18 protein-coding genes and 1 tRNA gene are annotated in these 19,436 nt (G+C 73.6%); 8 read left to right on the forward strand and 11 right to left on the reverse strand.

Features of this window, described 5'->3' with window-relative positions:
* Positions 1–30 precede the first annotated feature (30 nt).
* Together ACFQ9Z_RS07955 and serS are read left to right on the forward strand one after the other, a co-directional pair.
* Entirely contained in the window at positions 31–1,509 is a 1,479-nt protein-coding gene (locus tag ACFQ9Z_RS07955; RefSeq protein WP_383012551.1) for an APC family permease, read from the forward strand.
* Positions 1,493–2,770 (forward strand): serine--tRNA ligase, encoded by a 1,278-nt coding sequence (serS, locus tag ACFQ9Z_RS07960; RefSeq protein WP_383012555.1) that lies wholly within the window; start codon positions 1,493–1,495, stop codon positions 2,768–2,770. Before ACFQ9Z_RS07955 ends, serS begins: the two co-directional genes overlap by 17 nt.
* Before the next feature lie 89 nt (positions 2,771–2,859).
* Here serS and fabI read toward each other — a convergent pair whose 3' ends face one another.
* The 6 genes from fabI to ACFQ9Z_RS07990 form a co-directional block, all read right to left on the reverse strand.
* Positions 2,860–3,627 carry an enoyl-ACP reductase FabI gene (gene fabI / locus ACFQ9Z_RS07965; protein ID WP_383012558.1) on the reverse strand — a complete coding sequence of 256 codons (768 nt, stop codon included), beginning with the start codon at positions 3,625–3,627 and terminating at the stop codon, positions 2,860–2,862.
* Positions 3,624–3,953 (reverse strand): ferredoxin, encoded by a 330-nt coding sequence (fdxA, locus tag ACFQ9Z_RS07970; protein WP_360668459.1) that lies wholly within the window; start codon positions 3,951–3,953, stop codon positions 3,624–3,626. The genes fabI and fdxA overlap by 4 nt, the downstream gene beginning before the upstream one ends.
* A 28-nt stretch (positions 3,954–3,981) precedes the next feature.
* The gene (locus ACFQ9Z_RS07975) at positions 3,982–5,352 is read right to left on the reverse strand and encodes an MFS transporter (protein WP_383012562.1); all 1,371 of its coding nucleotides are present in this window, start codon (positions 5,350–5,352) and stop codon (positions 3,982–3,984) included.
* Between the two features lie 171 nt (positions 5,353–5,523).
* On the reverse strand, positions 5,524–6,636 hold the full coding sequence (locus ACFQ9Z_RS07980) for a fatty acid desaturase family protein (RefSeq protein WP_383012566.1): 1,113 nt from the start codon (positions 6,634–6,636) through the stop codon (positions 5,524–5,526).
* A gap of 314 nt (positions 6,637–6,950) precedes the next feature.
* Positions 6,951–7,100 carry a hypothetical protein gene (locus tag ACFQ9Z_RS07985; protein WP_174266240.1) on the reverse strand — a complete coding sequence of 50 codons (150 nt, stop codon included), beginning with the start codon at positions 7,098–7,100 and terminating at the stop codon, positions 6,951–6,953.
* Between the two features lie 32 nt (positions 7,101–7,132).
* On the reverse strand, positions 7,133–8,140 hold the full coding sequence (locus tag ACFQ9Z_RS07990; protein WP_383012571.1) for a DUF2156 domain-containing protein: 1,008 nt from the start codon (positions 8,138–8,140) through the stop codon (positions 7,133–7,135).
* 174 nt (positions 8,141–8,314) lie between these two features.
* Here ACFQ9Z_RS07990 and ACFQ9Z_RS07995 point away from each other — a divergent pair.
* The 4 genes from ACFQ9Z_RS07995 (at position 8,315) to ACFQ9Z_RS08010 (ending at position 11,336) form a co-directional block, all read left to right on the forward strand.
* Positions 8,315–8,411: transfer RNA gene (locus tag ACFQ9Z_RS07995), tRNA-OTHER, on the forward strand.
* A gap of 277 nt (positions 8,412–8,688) precedes the next feature.
* Positions 8,689–9,474, forward strand: a complete 786-nt coding sequence (locus ACFQ9Z_RS08000) for a BTAD domain-containing putative transcriptional regulator (protein ID WP_383012574.1) — start codon at positions 8,689–8,691, stop codon at positions 9,472–9,474.
* 115 nt (positions 9,475–9,589) lie between these two features.
* Entirely contained in the window at positions 9,590–11,134 is a 1,545-nt protein-coding gene (locus ACFQ9Z_RS08005) for an acyl-CoA carboxylase subunit beta (protein ID WP_383012577.1), read from the forward strand.
* Between the two features lie 10 nt (positions 11,135–11,144).
* Positions 11,145–11,336 carry an acyl-CoA carboxylase epsilon subunit gene (locus tag ACFQ9Z_RS08010; RefSeq protein ID WP_143630794.1) on the forward strand — a complete coding sequence of 64 codons (192 nt, stop codon included), beginning with the start codon at positions 11,145–11,147 and terminating at the stop codon, positions 11,334–11,336.
* 58 nt (positions 11,337–11,394) lie between these two features.
* Here the strand turns inward: ACFQ9Z_RS08010 and ACFQ9Z_RS08015 are convergent, their stop codons facing one another.
* The 3 genes from ACFQ9Z_RS08015 to ACFQ9Z_RS08025 all read right to left on the reverse strand — a co-directional run bounded on the left by ACFQ9Z_RS08015 (position 11,395) and on the right by ACFQ9Z_RS08025 (position 13,648).
* Positions 11,395–12,021, reverse strand: coding sequence for a DUF6299 family protein (locus tag ACFQ9Z_RS08015; protein ID WP_383012581.1), 627 nt, complete (start codon positions 12,019–12,021; stop codon positions 11,395–11,397).
* Positions 12,022–12,092: 71 nt separating this feature from the next.
* Positions 12,093–12,512 carry a RidA family protein gene (locus tag ACFQ9Z_RS08020; RefSeq protein WP_383012586.1) on the reverse strand — a complete coding sequence of 140 codons (420 nt, stop codon included), beginning with the start codon at positions 12,510–12,512 and terminating at the stop codon, positions 12,093–12,095.
* Positions 12,509–13,648 (reverse strand): acyl-CoA dehydrogenase family protein, encoded by a 1,140-nt coding sequence (locus tag ACFQ9Z_RS08025; RefSeq protein ID WP_383012589.1) that lies wholly within the window; start codon positions 13,646–13,648, stop codon positions 12,509–12,511. The genes ACFQ9Z_RS08020 and ACFQ9Z_RS08025 overlap by 4 nt, the downstream gene beginning before the upstream one ends.
* 157 nt (positions 13,649–13,805) lie before the next feature.
* On the opposite strand from ACFQ9Z_RS08025, the gene ACFQ9Z_RS08030 reads away from it, so the two are divergent.
* Positions 13,806–15,416, forward strand: a complete 1,611-nt coding sequence (locus ACFQ9Z_RS08030) for an AMP-binding protein (protein WP_383012592.1) — start codon at positions 13,806–13,808, stop codon at positions 15,414–15,416.
* A complete protein-coding gene (locus ACFQ9Z_RS08035; protein WP_383012595.1) occupies positions 15,413–16,240 on the forward strand; it encodes a PaaX family transcriptional regulator C-terminal domain-containing protein in 828 nt (275 codons plus the stop codon). The genes ACFQ9Z_RS08030 and ACFQ9Z_RS08035 overlap by 4 nt, the downstream gene beginning before the upstream one ends.
* Positions 16,241–16,301: 61 nt before the next feature.
* Here the strand turns inward: ACFQ9Z_RS08035 and ACFQ9Z_RS08040 are convergent, their stop codons facing one another.
* Both ACFQ9Z_RS08040 and ACFQ9Z_RS08045 read right to left on the reverse strand, forming a co-directional pair.
* Positions 16,302–18,608, reverse strand: a complete 2,307-nt coding sequence (locus ACFQ9Z_RS08040; RefSeq protein ID WP_383012598.1) for a bifunctional salicylyl-CoA 5-hydroxylase/oxidoreductase — start codon at positions 18,606–18,608, stop codon at positions 16,302–16,304.
* Positions 18,593–19,420 (reverse strand): enoyl-CoA hydratase family protein, encoded by an 828-nt coding sequence (locus ACFQ9Z_RS08045; protein WP_383012601.1) that lies wholly within the window; start codon positions 19,418–19,420, stop codon positions 18,593–18,595. The genes ACFQ9Z_RS08040 and ACFQ9Z_RS08045 overlap by 16 nt, the downstream gene beginning before the upstream one ends.
* Between the last annotated feature and the right edge of the window lie 16 nt (positions 19,421–19,436).

Genomic DNA, 19,436 nt, shown 5'->3' on the forward strand with positions numbered 1-19,436 from the left:
CCCGTCCCTCTCCCCTGTCTCGGAGTCGTCATGTCCTCCAGTGGTTCCCCGCCCCCGTCCGGCCGGCTCGGTACCGGGCACATCCTCTTCCTGATCGTCGCCGCCGCCGCCCCGCTGTCCGCCATGGTCGGCACCGTCCCGCTCGCCTTCGCCTTCGGTGACGGGGCCGGTGTGCCGGCGGCCTTCCTGTTCGCCGGTGTCACCCTGCTGTGCTTCTCGGTGGGGTACGCGGTCAGCGCCCGCCGCACCGGCGGCTCCGGCGGCTTCTACGCCTCCGTCGCCGACGGGCTCGGCCGCCCGCCCGCGGTCGCCGCCGGCTACGTCGCCCTGCTCTCCTACAACTGCGCCACCATCGGCCTGGCGGGCGCCCTCGGCTACTTCACCCAACTGGTGCTGGCCGCCCACGGGCTGACCGTGTCGTGGCAGTGGTGCGCGGCCGTCGGGCTGGTGCTGATGGCGGTGCTCGGCTACCGGGAGATCGCGCTCAGCGCCCGGGTGCTGGCCCTGCTGATGCTCGGCGAGATCGGGGTGCTGGCCGCGCTGGACGTCGCCATCCTCGTCCGGCACGGACTGCACGCGCTGCCCACCGCGTCCTTCTCCCCGCACACCGCGGCCGGGCACGGCGTCGGGGTCTCTCTGATGTTCGCGTTCGTCTCCTTCATCGGCTTCGAGTCGGCCGCGCTCTACGGCAAGGAGGCGAAGGACCCGCGGCGCAGCGTGCCGCGCGCCACCTATGTGGCCGTCGTCCTGATCGCCGGGTTCTACGCGCTCACCAGCTGGCTGGCGGTCGGCGCGGTCGGCAGCGACCGGGTGCGCGAGGTCGCGGGCAAGCAGATGGGCGACCTGTTCTTCGTCCTCGGTGACGACTTCCTCGGCAAGGCGGGCAGCACCGGGCTGCAGATCCTGCTGTGCACCAGCCTGTTCGCGGCGACGCTGGCCCTGCACAGCGCCGCCGGACGGTACGCCCAGGTGCTCGCCGAGGACGGCCTGCTGCCGGGCGCGCTGGCCGCGGAGCACTCCCGGTACCGCTCCCCGCACCGGGCCAGCCTCGCGCAGAGCGCGCTGACCGCGGTGGTCGTGGCCGGCTTCGCCGTCGCGGGGCTCGACCCGTACGCCGACCTGACGACCAGCATGCTCGGCCTCGGCACCCTGGGCATCGTCGCCCTGCAGGCGCTGGCCGCGCTGTCCGTGCTCGGGCTGCGGCTGCGCACCGGCGGCGGGCACTGGTGGCGGGAGACCGTCGCCCCGCTGCTGGGATTCGCCGGCCTGGCCGCCTCGGTGTGGCTGGTGGTCGGCAACTTCGACATGCTCACCGGCTCCCCGTCCGCGGTGATCGCCGCGCTGCCCTGGCTGCTGCCGCTGGTCGCCGCGGGCGGCCTGCTGTACGCCGCCCGGCTGCGATCGGCGCACCCCGTGCGCTACCGCCTGCTCGGCACCCGGCACACCGCCGCCCCCGTCCCGGCCCCTTCCCCCGTCCTGTCAGGAGACCGTCATGCACGATCCCAGTGAGCTGATCGAGGCCGGCGAGGTCGCCGTACGGCGCCTGGCCCGCCGCCGCCACGACCTCGACCTGGACGCCCTCGGCACCGCGCTGCGCGCCCGCTCGGCCGCGCAGTCGGAGGTGACCCGGCTGCGCACCGAGCTGAACCGCACCGCCAAGGTCCGCCGTTCGGGCCCGCCCACCGAGGCGGAGAAGGAGGCCGCCCGCGCGCTGCGGGCCGAGGTGCAGCGGGCCGAGGCCACCGCGCGCACCGCGGCCGCCGGACTGACCGAGCTGCTGCTCGGCATCCCCAACCTGCCCCTGGACGCCGTACCGGACGGCGACTCGGAGAAGGAGGCGGTGGAGGTGCGGCGCGGCGGTCCGGACCCGCGCCCGGCGGCCGGGGCCCGGCACCACGCCGAGATCGGCGAGGCGCTCGGCATCCTGGACTCCGCCGCGGCGGCCCGGCTGTCCGGCGCCCGGTTCGCCGTCGCGCACGGCGCCGGCGCGCGCCTGGAGCGGGCCCTCGGCGACTTCTTCCTCGACCTGCACACCGGCGAGCACGGCTACACCGAGCAGTCGGTGCCGTTCCTGGTCAGCCGGGACACCATGACCGGCACGGGGCAGCTCCCCAAGTTCGAGGAGGACCTGTTCCGCACGAAGGTCGCGGACCGGGAGCTGTTCCTGATCCCGACCGCCGAGGTGCCGCTGACCAACCTGGTGGCCGGGCAGCTCCTGGACGCGCGCACGCTGCCGTACGCCTTCACCGCCCGCACCCCCTGCTTCCGCGCGGAGGCGGGGGCCTACGGCCGGGACACCCGGGGCGTGCTGCGGCTGCACCAGTTCGAGAAGGTGGAGCTGGTGCGGATCTGCGCGCCGGAACAGGCGCAGGAGCAGCTGGAGCTGATGGTGGGCCACGCCGAGGAGTGCCTGCGCCGGCTGGAACTGTCCTTCCGCACGGTCCTGCTGCCGGCCGGCGACATGGGCTTCTCGGCGCGGATGACGTACGACATCGAGGTGTGGCTGCCCGGCGGCGGCGCGTATCGGGAGATCTCCTCGGTGTCGGACTGCGGCACCTTCCAGGCCCGCCGCGCCGACATCCGGGTGAAGCGCGCCGACGGCCGCAAGACGCCGGCGGCCACGCTGAACGGCTCGGCGCTGCCGGTCGGGCGGACGGTGGCCGCGCTGCTGGAGCAGGGCGTGCGGGACGACGGCTCCGTGGTGCTGCCCGAGGCGCTGGTGCCGTACACCGGCTTCCGGCGGATCCTGCCGGGCGGGGCCACCGAGTAGGGCCTGGTCCGCCGTACCGGCCCCGGACGCACGCGAAGGGGGCGGGAGCCGAGGTCCTGGCCTCGGCTCCCGCCCCCTTTCCGGTGCGTTCAGGCGCCCATCATGTGCACCCCGCCGTCCACGTGCACGATCTCGCCCGTGGTCCGCGGGAAGAAGTCCGACAGCAGCGCCACCACACCGCGTGCGGCCGGCTCGGGGTCGGTGAGGTCCCAGCCCGCCGGGGCACGGTGGGTGGTCCACACGTCGGCCAGTTCCGCGAAGCCCGGGATGGACTTGGCGGCCATGGAGCGCAGCGGCCCCGCGGCCACGAGGTTGCAGCGGACGCCGCGACCGCCGAGGTCCCGGGCCAGGTAGCGGCTGGTGGACTCCAGGGCGGCCTTGGCGACGCCCATCCAGTCGTAGTGCGGCCAGGCGACGGCCGCGTCGAAGGTGAGCCCGACGACCGAGCCGCCGCGCCGTTCGAGCAGCGGCAGGCAGGAAGTGGTCAGCGACTTCAGGGAGTACGCCGAGACCTGCACGGCCGTCGACACGTCGTCCCAGGTGCCGTCGAGGAAGGAGAAGGCGCCCTGGGGGCCGTAGGCGATGGAGTGCACGACGCCGTCGAGGGAGTCGGTGTGCTCGCCGATCCGCTCGGCGAGGCTGTCCAGGTGTCCCTGGTCGGTGACGTCCAGCTCGATGACGGGTGCGGGCTTGGGGAGCCTGCTGGCGAACCGCTCGATCAGGGAGAGCCTGCCGAAGCCGGTCAGCAGGACCTCGGCGCCCTCCTCCTGCGCGATACGGGCCACGTGGAAGGCGATGGAGGCGTCCGTGACGACGCCGGTGACCAGGATCCGCTTGCCGGCGAGGATGCCGCTCATGCCACCGACACCCCCTTCGGCAGCGCGCCGACCAGCGGCGAGTCGTGGTCCTGGGGGCCGAGGGCGGCGCCCCCGCCGGGCGAGCCGATACCGGCGAAGAAGGCGGCGTTGGACGCCGCGTGGTCCTCGCCCCACTCCTCGGGCAGGTCGTCCTGGAAGTAGATGGCGTCGACCGGGCAGACCGGTTCGCAGGCTCCGCAGTCGACGCATTCCTCGGGATGGATGTACAGGGCGCGGCGCCCCTCGTAGATGCAGTCCACGGGGCACTCGTCGACGCAGGAGCGGTCCTTGACGTCGACGCAGGGCAGTCCGATGACGTAGGCCATGCTCAACTCCTCGGATTGACGGACACGTTCACTTGACCGGGACGCCGGTGGTGCGCTCGCCGAGGGTCAGCACGGTGACGGCGAGGACGGCCATGGCGGCGGCGATGACACTGAACAGGGCGCCCGCGCCGTGCCCCTCGAGGACCGGCAGCAGCACGAACGGCAGTGCGGCGGCGCTGAGTTTGGACAGCGAGTAGGCGGCGCCCGAGGCGGTGGCACGGATCTCGGTGGGGTACTGCTCGGACAGGTAGACATGGCTGACGCTGGAGAAGACGTTGCTGAACAGGGTGTAGGCGAACCCGCAGACCACGATCGCCGCGGCCGAGCCGGCGTAGGCGAAGCCGAGTCCGGCCACGACCATCGCGCCCGCCGAGAGGGCGACCAGGGTGCGCCGCTCCAGGCGGTCCACCACGGGCAGGACGAGCGCGGAGCCCACCGGATAGCCGAGGAAGGACAGCGCGGTGAAGCCGAGCCCGGCGACGATGCCGTAGCCCTTGGCGGCGACGATCTGCGGGGCGAGCGTGCCGAAGCCGTAGTAGCCGACGACCGACAGCACGCAGAACAGCCACAGCACGAGGGTCCGGCGGAGCATGCCGGGGCGCAGCACGTCCCGCAGCCGGGAGGTCCCGGCGGCCGGCTCCGGTGCGGCCGGCGCGGGCTCCTCGAGGACCAGTCCGCGGCCCGCGGCCTCCGCCTCCATCCGGGACACCAGCCGGTCCGCCTCGTCGGTGCGGCCGGCCGCGGCCAGCCAGCGCGGGGACTCGATGAGCTGCCGGCGCAGTACCCACACGACGGCCGAGCCGAGCGCGCCGAGCACGAACAGCCAGCGCCAGCCGGCCACGCCCAGCGGGGTCAGCGGCACCAGCCACAGCGCGGCGAAGCCCACCGCGGGCACTCCGCAGAAGGCGAGGGTGTATGCCCACGCGATGAACCGGCCGCGCTTGCGCGCCGGCAGGACGTCGGCCAGGTAGCAGTCGGACAGGGCCTGCTCGGCGCCGATGCCGACACCGGCCAGGAAGCGGGTGACGATCAGCCAGGTGGCGTTCGGGGAGAACGCGCCGAGCAGCGAGAAGACGGAGTAGATGGCGAGGTTGATCAGGAAGGCCCGGCGCCGGCCGAACCGGTCCGCGATCCGGCCGAGCGTCAGGGATCCGATGAACTGGCCGACGAACACGGAGGCCAGGACGAGTTTGAGCGAGGTGGCGCCGAAGGCGAAGTCGCTCTGCAGCACCTTGGCGATGGTGCCCGAGAGGTTGTTCTCGAAGGTGTCGAAGAACAGGCCGATGCCGATGACCGCGGTGAGTCTGCGGTGCAGGGGAGTGATCGGCATGCGGTCCAGGCGGGCGCCGATCGGGGCGGGAGCGGTGACGTCACCCACCGCCGCGGTGGTCTGGGACATGGGGCTGGCTCCTTACGAAACTCCTGGGGACCGGTGGTGCGTCGCTCCCGGGAAGGGAACCGCCCGGGCCGCCGACGGGCCCGGGCGTGCGGCCCGGGGGCCGGGGCGTGGGGGAAGGGATGCGGGGGTGTGCGCGTGGGGGAAGTGGGGGTGGGGGGTCGCCGGCCGGACTCAGGCCGCTTCCATCGCCCGGCGCCGGATCTGCTCCTCCACGTCACCGCGCCGCACCGGTGCGCTGACCTCGTGCAGGAAGGAGGCGACCTCGCGGTACGAGGCCCAGAACCCGACCTCGTGGTAGGGCACTCCGCGCTCGGCGCAGTACGCCATGGTCAGCTCCCGGGCGCGCCCCAGGTTCTTCTGCGGCATCGCCGGGAACAGGTGGTGCTCGACCTGGTAGTTGAGCCCGCCGTAGAGGAAGTCGACCAGCCAGTTGGGCCGGATGTTGCGGGAGGTGAGCACCTGGCGCTCCAGCCAGTCCAGGGTCTCCGCCTCGCCGTCGCGCACCTGCATGCCCTTGTGGTTCGGGGCGAAGATCATTCCGAAGTAGACACCCAGAGCGGCGTGCTGGACCACGATGAAGGCGACCGCGAGCGCCGGGGACAGGACGGTGAAGGCGAGACCGAGGTAGACGGCGGTGCGCAGCACGATCAGGAACGTCTCCAGCGCGGGCCGCTTGGTCTTGCCCTGGACGATGGACAGGACGGCCGTCCTGAGCATCTTGAAGCCCTCCAGCACGAGCAGCACGAAGAACAGCACGCTCTGGTAGCGCACGACGAACTTCTGGGTGCCCTTGCGGGTCGGGTACTGCTTGATGTCGAAGATGGCGGTGCGCCGGCCGATGTCCGGGTCCATGTCCAGGTGGTTGGGGTTGCTGTGGTGCCGGTTGTGGTGGTTGACCCACCAGCCGTAGCTGACCCCGTTGACCAGGTTGGCGTGGACGTATCCGACCGCGGAGGCGGCCTTCTTGCTGCGGAACATCGCCTTGTGGCCGGCGTCGTGCCACATGAACGCCGACTGGCCGCCGCACAGGCCCATCCACACGGCCGTGAGGAGCTGCCACCAGGAGTCGCCCAGTTCGAAGAAGGCGGCGAACCCGATCAGCAGCAGGACGGTGTTGAGGGCCAGCCTGCCCACGTAGTACCGGGGGTCGAGGTCCAGCAGGCCTTCGGCCTTGACCCGTTTGAGCAGCTCGGCGAAGGTCGCCGAGGCACCGGTGCGCTGTCCGGCGCCGGCGCCTCCACCGGCGGCCAGGGCCGCGGCTTCTTGTATGTGCGGACGCTGCATGCGTTGCTCTCCTTGGGAGAAGTGCCCGGATCGGGCGGCGGCGCCGCTGCCCCGCGGACCTGCGGGCGCCGCGAGTCGACAAGGCTCCCGCGTGTCGCGGGATGGGCCCTGCCGCCGTACTCCCGGCGTCCGCCCGGAGGGCGACGGCAGGGCCCCGCTATGCCCGGCGGGCCCGGCGACGGGAGCACAGTGCGGTACTCCCGGTCCGGACCGCCGGGCGAACGTGTGTCCAGCGTTCCGTGGAGCGCTGATGTGGCACTGATACCGGTCTGACCGGGTGTGCGCCGGCGTCCGCCGGCGCGCCCGGCGCCGGCTCAGGCGGCCGCCTCGGCGCGCAGCCGCTCGTCGAGGGCGCGGACGGCCGCGTCGGCGGCCTCGGCGACCGACTCGTCGTCGGGTGCGCCGATGACGGCCATCAGCTGCTCGACCGTGGCGTGCTGGAGTTCCTCGGTGGACCGGCTCATCTCGGTGTCCTCTCGTCGTTCGCGGTGGCGGGTCAGAAGGCGTTGCAGGCGCGGAAGACGTGCGCGAAGCCGGGCAGCGAGGCCTGCGGCCCGTCGAAGGCCACGTACTCCGGGATCAGCAGGTCCGGGGCCCACTTCTGCTTGTACGAAAGCTGGGTCTGCGCCGGGTAGAGGGCGGCGCCCTCGGCCCACAGGGCGTGCATCAGCCACTGGAACGCCGGGCTGTGGCCGTCGAGTTCGTGGCTGGCGTCCAGGCCGGTGAACGGCGTGAAACCGAAGTGCAGCCATTCGACGCCCTCGGCCCGGAACACCTCGATGGCGTGCGCGTTGATGGCCTCCATCAGGCCCGGGGAGCCCTCGGGGATCCGGCGGCTGAGGTCGTGCATCCAGCCCGCCCGGCTGCCGTACACCGGCGAGTACGAGATGTACGCGACCGGTGCGCCGTCGATGGTGCCGACGAACAGCCGGCGGTGCGCCTGGGCCTCGCCGCCGATCTGGCCGACGAGGAACTCCAGTTGCTGGGCGCCGCCCTTGGAGCCGAGCCAGGCCTGGTCGATGGTGGCGATGGCGTCGGCCACGTCCGCGGCGTCGACCTCCTGGATCTGCAGGCCGTTGCGCAGCGCGCGGGAGATCTTGTTGCGCAGCTGCATGAACTTGGTGCCGCGCAGGGTGAACTCGCCGAGGCTCACCGCCCAGGACGCGCCGACCTGGTTGACGGTGAAGCCGAGCCGGGCGTAGCGCTCGGCGTCGGCGCGCTGGAGCTGGATGCCGACGAGCCGCAGGCCCTCGTCGCGGACGTGGCCGCGGAAGGCGTCGAGCAGGGTGCCGTAGTCCTCCTCGGCGGCGAAGGGGCCGCCGAGCTGGACGGCCCAGCGGCCGGTGCGGCGGTACACGATCACACCGTCCGCGCCCGGGACGGTGAACGTACTGTTTCCGCTGTTGAGGGCGAGGAACGCACTCGGGTTCTCACTTGCGGTGTGCGCGCGTACGGCGTCCAGAACAGGGTTGTCCGTGACGGTTTCGGTGGTGGTGGCGGTCATTCCCGTACCCCTTTCGGGAGCGTTTTCCATCGAAAGGAGTACAGCACCGAGAGGACGTCCGAGAAAAGGGCCGAAAGGAATTCATTGCCTGCGTCAGAGGCGTGTCAGCATTCCGTCAGCCCAGGGTGCCAATGTTGTTCCCGTGAACGGCACGGGAAACCGGGCCGGAAACACGGAGAGGTGCCCGGAGTGGCTGATCGGGGACCTGGAGCACGTCTCGAGGTCGGGCCGGCGACGGCCTGCGCAGGTTCAAATCCTGCCCTCTCCGCCACAGTCCGGAATTCCGCACGGGGGAATGACGAAATCGCCGATCCGGCACGCCGATCGCTTTCACCCCCGTCCGGTGCCGCGCCAATGGCGGCACGGCACCGGACGCCCCTGAACCGCCGGCCGCCCCCCGTCCCGGCGGAGCAACCGCCCCGGCGGGACGTCCAGGAAGCAGACGCCCGCCGGGGCGCGGCGCGTTGCATCACCCGGTTCTTTTCACCGCAGCACCACCCCAGAAAGAAACAACCTTCGCCAGGAATTTTCACCAAAGGGGGGAAGACATGCTGAGGTTCTCCGTTCTCGGCGCCCTGCAGATACTCACCGCCGAAGGCCCGGCGGACATCTCCGGTGATCTGCAGCGCACGCTGGTGCAGACGCTGCTGGTCAGCGAGGGCCAGCCGGTGACCGGGGAGGGGCTGGCCGAGGAGATGTGGGGGGACGCCGTCCCCGACCACCAGGCCAACGCCCTCCAGGCCCATGTCAGCCGGCTGCGCCGCAGACTGCGCGAACTGGAGCCGGACCGCCCGTCCTCCCGGCTGACGATGCACCCTTCCGGCTACCGGCTGTGCGTCGGCGAGGGCGAACTGGACGCGGCCGAGTTCATCAGGGCCGTACGCCTGGCCGAGTCGGCCACCGCGGCCGACGCGGCGCGCACCGCGCGGCTGCTCGCCGACGCGCTCGCCATGTGGCGCGGCCCCGTCTTCGGCGGGTTCACCGGCGGGACCCTGTGCCAGCTCGCGGGCGCCCGCTACGAGGAGTACCGGATGCGCGCCATGGAACTGCGCTTCGACGCCGAACTGCGGCTCGGCCGCCATGCCGCGGTCCTCGCCGAGCTGGCCGAGGCGCACACCAACCACCCCCTGCGGGAGAGGTTCTGCGAGCAGCTCATGGTCGCCCTGTACGGCTCCGGACGGCAGGCGGACGCGCTCGACGTCTTCCACCGGATGCGCCGTCACCTCGACGACGAACTCGGCATCCAGCCCTCCCCCGCCCTGCGCCGCGTCGAGCACGCGATCCTCTCCCACGACCCCGCCCTGACCGGCGGCGCCCGCCTCCAGCCGGTCTGACGCGTCCGCGCCGCCGCGTAAGCGGCCCGTCAGTCCCCGGTCAGCCCGCATTGCCACGCTCGACGGGCGAGTGGAATCACGGAACCACCACGCCCCTACCCACGGAGGGGGAGACATGAGGTCCCAGGTCGAGGAACTGGCCGGCATACGCGAGCGCGTGCTCGCCGGCCCGAGCGAGAAGGCGACCGCCGCCCAGAAGGCCAAGGGCAAGCTCACCGTGCGCGAGCGGATCGGCCTGCTGCTCGACGAGGGCTCCTTCCAGGAGGTGGAGCCGCTGCGCCGGCACCGGGCGAGCGGGTTCGGCCTGGAGGCCAAGAAGCCGTACACCGACGGTGTCGTGACCGGCTGGGGCACGGTGGAGGGCCGCACGGTCTTCGTCTACGCCCACGACTTCCGGATCTTCGGCGGCGCGCTGGGCGAGGCCCACGCCACGAAGATCCACAAGATCATGGACATGGCCATCGCGGCCGGCGCGCCGCTGGTCTCCCTCAACGACGGCGCGGGCGCCCGCATCCAGGAGGGCGTCTCCGCCCTCGCCGGCTACGGCGGCATCTTCCAGCGCAACACGAAGGCCAGCGGTGTCATCCCGCAGATCTCCGTGATGCTCGGCCCGTGCGCGGGCGGCGCCGCCTACAGCCCGGCGCTGACGGACTTCGTCTTCATGGTCCGCGAGACCTCGCAGATGTTCATCACCGGCCCGGACGTCGTCAAGGCGGTCACCGGCGAGGAGATCACCCAGAACGGGCTCGGCGGCGCCGACGTGCACGCCGAGACCTCCGGCGTCTGCCACTTCGCCTACGACGACGAGGAGACCTGCCTGGAGGAGGTGCGCTACCTGCTCTCCCTCCTGCCCCGCAACAACCGCGAGAACCCGCCCGCCGCGCCGTGCGACGATCCGGCCGGCCGGCGCTGCGAGAGCCTCGCCGACCTGGTGCCCGCCGACGGCAACCGCCCGTACGACATGACCAGGGTGGTGGAGGAGCTCGTCGACGACGGCGAGTACCTGGAGGTGCACCAGCGCTGGGCGCGCAACATCATCTGCGCGCTGGCCCGGATGGACGGCCAGGTCGTCGGGATCGTGGCCAACCAGCCCCAGGTGCTGGCGGGCGTGCTGGACATCGAGGCGTCCGAGAAGGCCGCCCGCTTCGTGCAGATGTGCGACGCGTTCAGCATCCCGATCGTCACCCTGCTGGACGTACCCGGCTTCCTGCCCGGCGTCGACCAGGAGCACGGTGGAATCATCCGGCACGGCGCCAAGCTGCTGTACGCCTACTGCGACGCCACCGTGCCGAGGATCTCGCTGATCCTGCGCAAGGCCTACGGAGGTGCGTACATCGTGATGGACTCCCAGTCGATCGGCGCCGACCTCACCTACGCCTGGCCCACCAACGAGATCGCCGTGATGGGCGCCGAGGGCGCGGCCAACGTCATCTTCCGCCGCCGGATCGCCGAGGCCGACGACCCCGAGGCGATGCGGGCGGAGCTGGTCAAGGAGTACAAGGCCGAGCTGATGCACCCCTACTACGCGGCCGAACGCGGCCTGGTCGACGACGTGATCGACCCGGCCGACACCCGCCGCGTCCTGATCGGCGCGCTGGCGATGCTGCGCACCAAACACGCCGAGCGCCCCGCCCGCAAGCACGGCAACCCGCCCCAGTGACGGAGGTCCCATGAACGCGTCCCCCACTCCCCCCATCCGCGTCGAGAAGGGCCAGGCCACCGACGAGGAGCTGGCCGCCCTCGCGGTGCTCCTGCTCAGCCGCACCGCCCTGGCCGGGGCCGGCACCGAGCCGGGCTCCCCGGGCACCACCTCCTGGCGCCCGCACGCCTACCACGCCCCGCACAGCTGGCAGCGCGCCTGATCCTGGCGGCGACCGAGTCCCCCCGGCGGCCCGGCACGTCCGGGCCCCCGGGGCGGGCTCAGTCCTCGGCGAGCCGGACGTCCTGCTGCCGGACGGCGTGGAAGTACGGCACCGGCACCAGACCCGAGGGGCGCAGCTCCAGGAGGGCCGCCTCCACGTGCGCCGCGCCGGCCTCGAGCGGCCCGGCACCGGCCCCGCGCGCCGCCTTCCCCGTCCTGTGCGAACCCCTCCCGGCCGCAGGCGGGGCCTTGTCGGCCTTCCGGGCCTCCGCGGCGTCCTTGCCGGACTCGTGTGACGCCCGCGCGGAGCCGGCGGAAGTCCTCCCGGCCGGGCCCGCCGGCTCCCCGGACCCTGGGGTCCTCCTCTTCGCGCCGGCCGCCTCCGTGCCGGCCCTCCCGGAGTTCGACCAGTGGTGCTCGACTCCGTCGCACACGGCGTCGCTGCCGCCGATGGCGTACTTGACGTCCGGGTCGCCCTGGGTGACGGAGGAGCCGACGAACACCGGCCCGCTGCTGCCGGCGCAGCGGTAGGTGCCGGTGAGGGTGATGGTGCCGTCGGCGGCGACGCGGCCGGTGGCGTCGACGGTGAGGAGCTCCGACGGGGCGGCGCCGGCGGCCGGCGGGGCGACCGCGCACAGCAGTGCCGCGGCGCCGAGGCCGGCGGCGAGGGCGGGGCGTACGGGCATGGGGGGACCTCCCGGTCACGCGGTGTGGGGGTTCCACTCGTACCCGCCGCCCTGGGGGCCCTGAGTGATCGTCACCCCGTCGGTGGCGCGTCCCCCGGCAGCACCGCGAACCCGTCCAGCTCCACCAGCGCCCGCTCGTCCCACAGGCGTACCACCTGGACGACCGCCATCGCCGGGTAGTCGCGGCCCGCCGACTCCCGCCAGACGCGGCCCAGCCGGCGGGCGTCGGCGCGGTAGCCGGCCACGTCGGTGGTGTAGACGGTGACGCGGGCGAGGTCGGCGGGCGTGCCGCCGGCCGCGCGCAGGGCGGTGAGCAGATTGGCGAGCGCCTTCTCGAACTGCTCGACGAGCGTGTCGCCGGTGACCTCGCCGGCGGCGTCGAGGGCGGTCTGGCCGGCCAGGAACACCACCCGGGTGCCCGTTGCGACGACGGCGTGCGAGAAACCCGCAGGGGGCGACAGCTCGGGCGGGTTGACGCGTTCGGTGCTCACCGGGCCTCCCCGTGCCCGGGCCGCGCGGCGTACAGCTCCTTGGCGATGATGCCCCGTTGGACCTCGCTGGCGCCCTCGTAGATCCGCGGCGCACGCACCTCGCGGTAGAGGTGTTCCAGCAGGTGGCCGCGGCGCAGCGCGCGGGCGCCGTGGAGCTGGACGGCGGTGTCGACGACGTACTGCGCGGTCTCGGTGGCCAGCAGCTTGGCCATCGCGGACCGTCCCGGCACATCGGGGGCGCCCTCGTCGTACGCGCTCGCCGCCGCGTACACCATCAGCCGGGCCGCCTCGGTGCGCAGGGCCATCTCGGCGACCTGGTGGGCGACCGCCTGGAGGTCCCGCAGCCTGCCGCCGAACGCCTCGCGCTCACGGGTGTGTTCGAGTGTGGCGTCGAGCGCCGCCTGCGCCATGCCGACCGCGAACGCGCCCACGCTGGGCCGGAACAGGTTGAGGGTGCCCATGGCGACGGCGAAGCCGCGGCCGGGCTCGCCGAGCACGTCGTCCGCGGTGACGGGCACGCCGTCCAGGTACAGGGCTCCGATCGGGTGCGGCGAGAGCATCTCCAGCGCGGAGCCGGTGAGGCCGGGCCGGTCGGCGGGGAGCAGGAAGGCGGTCACCCCGCGGGCTCCGGCACGGGGCGTGGTGCGGGCGAAGACGGTGTAGAAGTCGGCCTCGGGGGCGTTGGAGATCCAGCACTTCTCGCCGGTGAGCCGCCAGCCGGAGCCGCGGTCGGGTTCGGCCGTGAGCGACAGGGCGGCCGCGTCGGACCCGGCCCCCGGCTCGCTCAGCGCGAACGCGGCCACCGCGCTGCCGTCGGCCACCCGCGGCAGCCAGCGCTCGCGCTGGGCGGCGGTGCCGTGGGCGTGCACCGGGTGGGCGCCCAGGCCCTGCAGGGCGAGGGCGGTCTCGGCCTCGGTGCAGGCCTGCGCCAGCGACTCGCGCATCAGGCACAGGTCCAGGGCGCCGGAGGTGAACAGCCTGGCGAGCAGGCCGAGCCGGCCGAGTTCGGCGAGCAGGGCCCGGTCGACCCGGCCCGGCTCCCCCTTCCGCGCGATCGGGCGCAGCCGTTCGGCGGCCAGGGCGCGCAGCTCGGCGCGCCAGGCGGTGCGCTCCGGTCCGAGTGAGAATGCGGGCACTGCCGGTCCTCCCTCCGGGGCGGGCCGGCGGTGGCCCTCCCGTCCTCCGCCGACGGTATCGCGCACAGTTGACTGTCGTCACCAACACGATACGCTCCAGAGGCGAGCGCAGTCAGGACGCCCGTCTCGACGCCGTCAGGCAAGGGGGCGCACCGCCATGAACGTCTCCGCCCATGTCGACACCTTCACGCGCGACCGTCTTCCGCCGCCGGACGAGTGGCCCGAGCTGCGCTTCGACCTGGCGGAGCTGCGCTACCCCGAACGGCTCAACTGCGCCGCCGAGCTGCTCGGTCACGGCGCCCCGGACCGCCCGGTCTTCCACACCCCGCACGGCCCTTCGTGGACGTACGCCGACCTGCGCGCCCGCGTCGACCGGATCGCCCACGTGCTCACCGGCGAGCTGGGCGTCGTGCCGGGCAACCGGGTCCTGCTGCGCGGGCCGACCACCCCGTGGCTCGCGGCGTGCTGGCTGGCCGTGCTGAAGGCGGGCGCGGTGGCGGTCACCGTGCTGGCCCAGCAGCGGCCGCACGAGCTGGCCACGATGTGCGAGATCGCCCGGGTCCGGCACGCGCTGTGCGACATACGGGCCGTGGACGACCTGGTGAAGGCCGGCGTGCCGGACCTGCGCGTCACGGCCTACGGCGGTGAGGCGCCCGACGACCTGCTGCGCCGCCCGGCGCCGGACCGCCCCTTCCCGGCGGTCGGCACCGCGGCCGACGACGTCGCGCTGATCGCCTTCACCTCGGGCACCACGGGCCGCCCGAAGGGGTGCATGCACTTCCACCGGGACGTGCTGGCCGTCGCCGACACCTTCTCCGCGCATGTGCTGCGGCCCCGGTCCGACGACGTGTTCGCCGGCAGTCCGCCGCTCGGCTTCACCTTCGGTCTCGGCGGTCTGGTGATCTTCCCGCTGCGGGCGGGCGCCGGCGCGCTGCTCATGGAACAGGCGGGGCCGCGCCAACTGCTGCCGGCCATCGCCGAGCACCGGGTCTCGGTGCTGTTCACGGCGCCCACCGCCTACCGGGCGATGCTGGAGGCGATGGACGGCCACGACGTCTCGTCGCTGCGCCGCTGCGTGTCGGCGGGCGAGAACCTGCCCGCGGCCACCTGGCGGGCCTGGCACGAGCGCACCGGGCTGCGCATCATCAACGGCATCGGCGCCACCGAGCTGCTGCACATCTTCGTCTCCGCCGCCGACGAGCGGATCAGGCCCGGCACCACGGGCGTGCCGGTCCCGGGCTGGCAGGCCCGGGTCCAGGACGCCGACGGCGAGCCGGTGCCGGACGGCGTGCCGGGGCTGCTGGCCGTCCGCGGCCCGGTCGGCTGCCGCTACCTCGCCGACCCGCGCCAGCGGGAGTACGTGCGGAACGGCTGGAACGTCACCGGCGACACCTACGTCCGCGACGGCGACGGCTACTTCCGCTACGTGGCACGCGCGGACGACATGATCATCTCGGCCGGGTACAACATCGCCGGGCCGGAGGTGGAGGACGCCCTGCTCCGCCACGCCGACGTGGTCGAGACGGCGGTGGTCGGCCGCCCCGACGAGGTGCGCGGCCAGGTGGCGGTGGCGTACACGGTGCTGCGGGACGGGGTGGCGCGCGACCCCGAGCCGCTGCGCGCCTTCCTCAAGTCCGAGCTGGCGCCGTACAAGTGCCCGCGCGAGTTCGTCTTCCTCGACGCACTGCCCCGCACGGCCACCGGCAAGCTGCAGCGGTTCCGGCTGCGCACGCCGGTGACCGGCGGTGACACCGACGACCTAAAATGATCAACGTGTCCGAGCAGCACGCCCCCAGGTCCCTCATCGTCACGCTGTACGGCGCGTACGGCCGCTTCATGCCGGGCCCGGTGCCCGTCGCCGAGCTGATCCGGCTGCTGGCCGCGGTCGGGGTGGACGCGCCCTCGGTGCGTTCCTCGGTGTCCCGGCTCAAACGCCGCGGGCTGCTGCTGCCAGCCCGCACCGGTACCGGCGCCGCCGGCTACGAACTCTCCGCCGAAGCACGCCAGTTGCTGGAGGACGGCGACCGCCGCATCTACGCGACGGCTCCGTACGAGGACGAGGGCTGGGTTCTGGCGGTGTTCTCCGTCCCCGAGTCGGAACGCCAGAAGCGGCACGTCCTGCGCTCCCGGCTGGCCGGCCTGGGCTTCGGCACGGCGGCGCCCGGGGTGTGGATCGCCCCGGCCCGGCTGTACGAGGAGACCCGGCACACCCTGCGCCGCCTGCGCCTCGACCCGTACGTCGACCTCTTCCGCGGCGAGCACCTCGGCTTCGCCGCCACCCGGGAGGCCGTCACCCGCTGGTGGGACCTGACGGCGATCGCCAAGGCGCACGAGGGCTTCCTGGACGCCCACGCGCCCGTCCTGCACGCCTGGGAGCAGCGCGCCGACACCCCGCCCGAGGAGGCCTACCGGGACTACCTGCCGGCCCTGGACTCCTGGCGGCACCTGCCGTACACCGACCCGGGCCTGCCCGCCCGGCTGCTGCCCGCCGACTGGCCGGGGGCCCGCTCGGCGCAGGTGTTCCGGGGGCTGCACGAGCGGCTGCGGGACGCGGGGGCCGTGTTCGCGGGGACGGGCCCCGCGCAGGGGTGAGCCCCGCGCGTCACGGGCGCCGCGGCCGGGCGTGCGGCCCGCACCGCGCGGGTCCCCCTGGTCACCGGCCGCCCAGCGACAGCCGGGGTTTCGGCGCGTCCGTGCGGCCGGTCTGCGGTGGCCGGCTGCCCGCCCGGTAGGGGTCGGGCCAGGCCACGCCGGGACCCTCGTAGCCCTGCTCGGCGGCCGCGTGCAGGGTCCAGTGCGGGTCGTACAGGTGCGGCCGGGCCAGCGCGCACAGGTCCGTGCGGCCCGCGAGGATCAGGGAGTTGACGTCGTCCCAGGAGGAGATCGCGCCGACCGCGATCACCGGGACCCGCACCTCGTGCCGGATGCGGTCGGCGAACGGCGTCTGGTACGACCGCCCGAACTCCGGCCGCTCCCCGGCCACCACCTGCCCGGTGGAGACGTCGATCGCGTCGGCTCCGTGCGCGGCGAAGGCACGGGCCATCCCGACCGCGTCCTCGGCGCCGGTGCCGCCCTCGGCCCAGTCGGTGGCGGAGATCCGCACCGTCATCGGCCGCTCGTCCGGCCACACCGCGCGCACGGCGTCGAAGACCTCCAGCGGGAACCGCAGCCGGTTCTCCGGCGAACCGCCGTAGGCGTCGGTGCGCCGGTTGGTGAGCGGGGACAGGAAGCCGGAGAGCAGATAGCCGTGGGCGCAGTGCAGTTCGAGCAGGTCGAAGCCGGCCCGGGCGGCCCGGGCGGCGGCCGCGGCGAACTGCTCCCGGATGTCGGTGAGCTGGGCGCGGGTGAGGGCACGCGGGGTCTGGCCGCCGGGTTTGTAGGGCAGCGGGGAGGCGGCCACCACGGGCCAGTTGCCCTCGGGCAGCGGCTCGTCCATCCCCTCCCACATCAGCCGGGTGGAGCCCTTGCGGCCGCTGTGGCCGAGTTGGACGCCGATCGCGGTGCCCGGTGACCGCCGGTGCACGAAGTCGGTGATCCGCCGCCACGCCTCCGCCTGCCGGCCGGTGTAGAGGCCGGCGCAGCCGGGGGTGATCCGGCCCTCCTCGCTCACGCACACCATCTCGGTCATCACCAGGCCGGCCCCGCCCAGCGCGCGGGCGCCCAGGTGGACCAGATGGAAGTCGCCGGGCACGCCGTCGGCGGCCGAGTACATGTCCATCGGGGAGACCACGACCCGGTTGCGCAGGGTCAGGCCGCGCAGCCGGAACGGGGTGAACATGGGGGGCGTGCCCGGCGGGCAGCCGAACTCGCGCTCCACGGCCCCGGTGAAGTGCGCGTCGCGCAGCCGGAGGTTGTCGTGGGTGACCCGGCGGCTGCGGGTGAGCAGGTTGAAGGCGAACTGGCGGGGCGGCTGGCCGAGGTAGAGCCCCAGGTTCTCGAACCACTCCAGGCTGGCCCGGGCGGCCCGCTGGGTGGAGGCGACGACGGGTTTGCGCTCCGTCTCGTAGGCGGCCAGCGCGCGGGGCACGTCGGGTTGCTCCTCGACGCACGCGGCCAGTGCCAGCGCGTCCTCCACGGCGAGCTTGGTGCCGGAGCCGATGGAGAAGTGGGCGGTGTGGGCGGCGTCGCCGAGGAGGACGACGCCGCCGTGCGACCAGCTCTCGTTGACCACCGTGCGGAAGGTCGTCCACGCCGACTTGTTGGAGCGCAGCGGCCGCCCGCCGAGCGCGTCGGCGAAGACCTTGGCGCAGCGCTCCACCGACTCCTGCGGCCCGGCCTCGTCCAACCCGGCGGCCCGCCAGACCTCCTCGCGCATCTCGACGATCACGGTGGAGGCGTCGGCCGCGTAGGGGTAGGCGTGCAGTTGCATCACGCCGTGCTCGGTCTCGGCGATCTCGAAGCGGAAGGCGTCGAAGGCGAAGTCGGCCGCCAGCCAGATGTAGCGGCAGCGGTGGGCGGTCACCGTGGGCCGGAAGGCGTGGGCGAAGGCGTCGCGGGTGGTGCTGTGCACTCCGTCGGCGGCGACGACCAGGTCGTACTCCGCGGCGAGCCGGGCGGCCGGCGGCGCCTTGGTGCGAAAGCGCAGGTCCACGCCCAGGGAGCGGCAGCGCTCGTGCAGGATCTCCAGCAGCCGGCGCCTGCCCAGCGCGGCGAAGCCGTGGCCCCCGGAGGTGTGACGGGTGCCGCGGTGGACGATGTCGATGTCGTCCCAGCGGACGAAGTCGCGCCGCAGGGCCTCGTGGACCACCGGGTCGGCGTGCTCGATGCCGCCCAGGGTCTCGTCGGAGAGGACCACGCCGAAGCCGAAGGTCTCGTCGGGGGCGTTGCGCTCCCAGACGGTGATCTCCCGCGCGGGATCCAGCCGTTTGAGCAGCGCGGCCGCGTAGAGGCCGCCCGGGCCTCCGCCGGTGATCGCCACGCGCAGGGGCCGCCCGGTCACCGCGGCTACCTCCCCCGCCACTTCGGCGGGCGCTTCTCCTGGAAGGCGGCGTGGAACTCCGCGTAGTCCTCGCCGTTCATCAGCAGGGCCTGGGTGGAGGCGTCCAGCTCGACCGACGCGGCCAGCGGCATGTCCAGCTCGGCCGTGAGCAGCGCCTTGGTCTGGGCGTACGCCAGGGCCGGTCCGTCGGCCAGGCGGCGGGCCAGCTCCAGCGCCGCGGCGTCGGTGTGGCCCTCCTCCGCCGGCACGCTGACCAGTCCGATCCGCTCGGCCTCCGCCGCGCGTACCGGCTCGCCCAGCATCAGCAGCCGGGTCGCGTGGCCGAGCCCGACGACGCGGGGCAGCAGATACGCCGCTCCCATGTCGCCGCCGGAGAGGCCGACGCGGGTGAACAGGAAGGCGAACCGGGCCGAGGGGTCGGCGACGCGGAAGTCGGCCGCCAGGGCGAGCACGGCGCCGGCGCCCGCCGCCACGCCGTGCACGGCGGCGATCACCGGGAACGGGCACTCCCGGATCGCCCGGACCACCTGCCCGGTCATCCGGTTGAAGTCGAGGAGCTGGGCGGTGTCCATGGACAGGGTGGCGCCGATGATCTCGTCCACGTCGCCGCCCGAGCAGAAGCCGCGGCCCTCGCCCGCCAGCACCAGGGCGCGGACGGAGCGCTCGCGGGACAGCTCGGCGAGCAGGTCGCGCAGGTCGGCGTAGGCGCCGAAGGTGAGCGCGTTGAGCTTGTCGGGGCGGGCGAGGGTGACGGCGGCGACACCGTCGTCGAGCTCGACCCGCAGGTGCTCCCACGAGGAGGTGCGGGCGGCGGAGCCGGTGAAGGGACTCATGACGTGCGGCCTCCTA

The organism is Streptomyces sp. NPDC056580 (assembly GCF_042793175.1).
Lineage (GTDB): Bacteria > Actinomycetota > Actinomycetes > Streptomycetales > Streptomycetaceae > Streptomyces.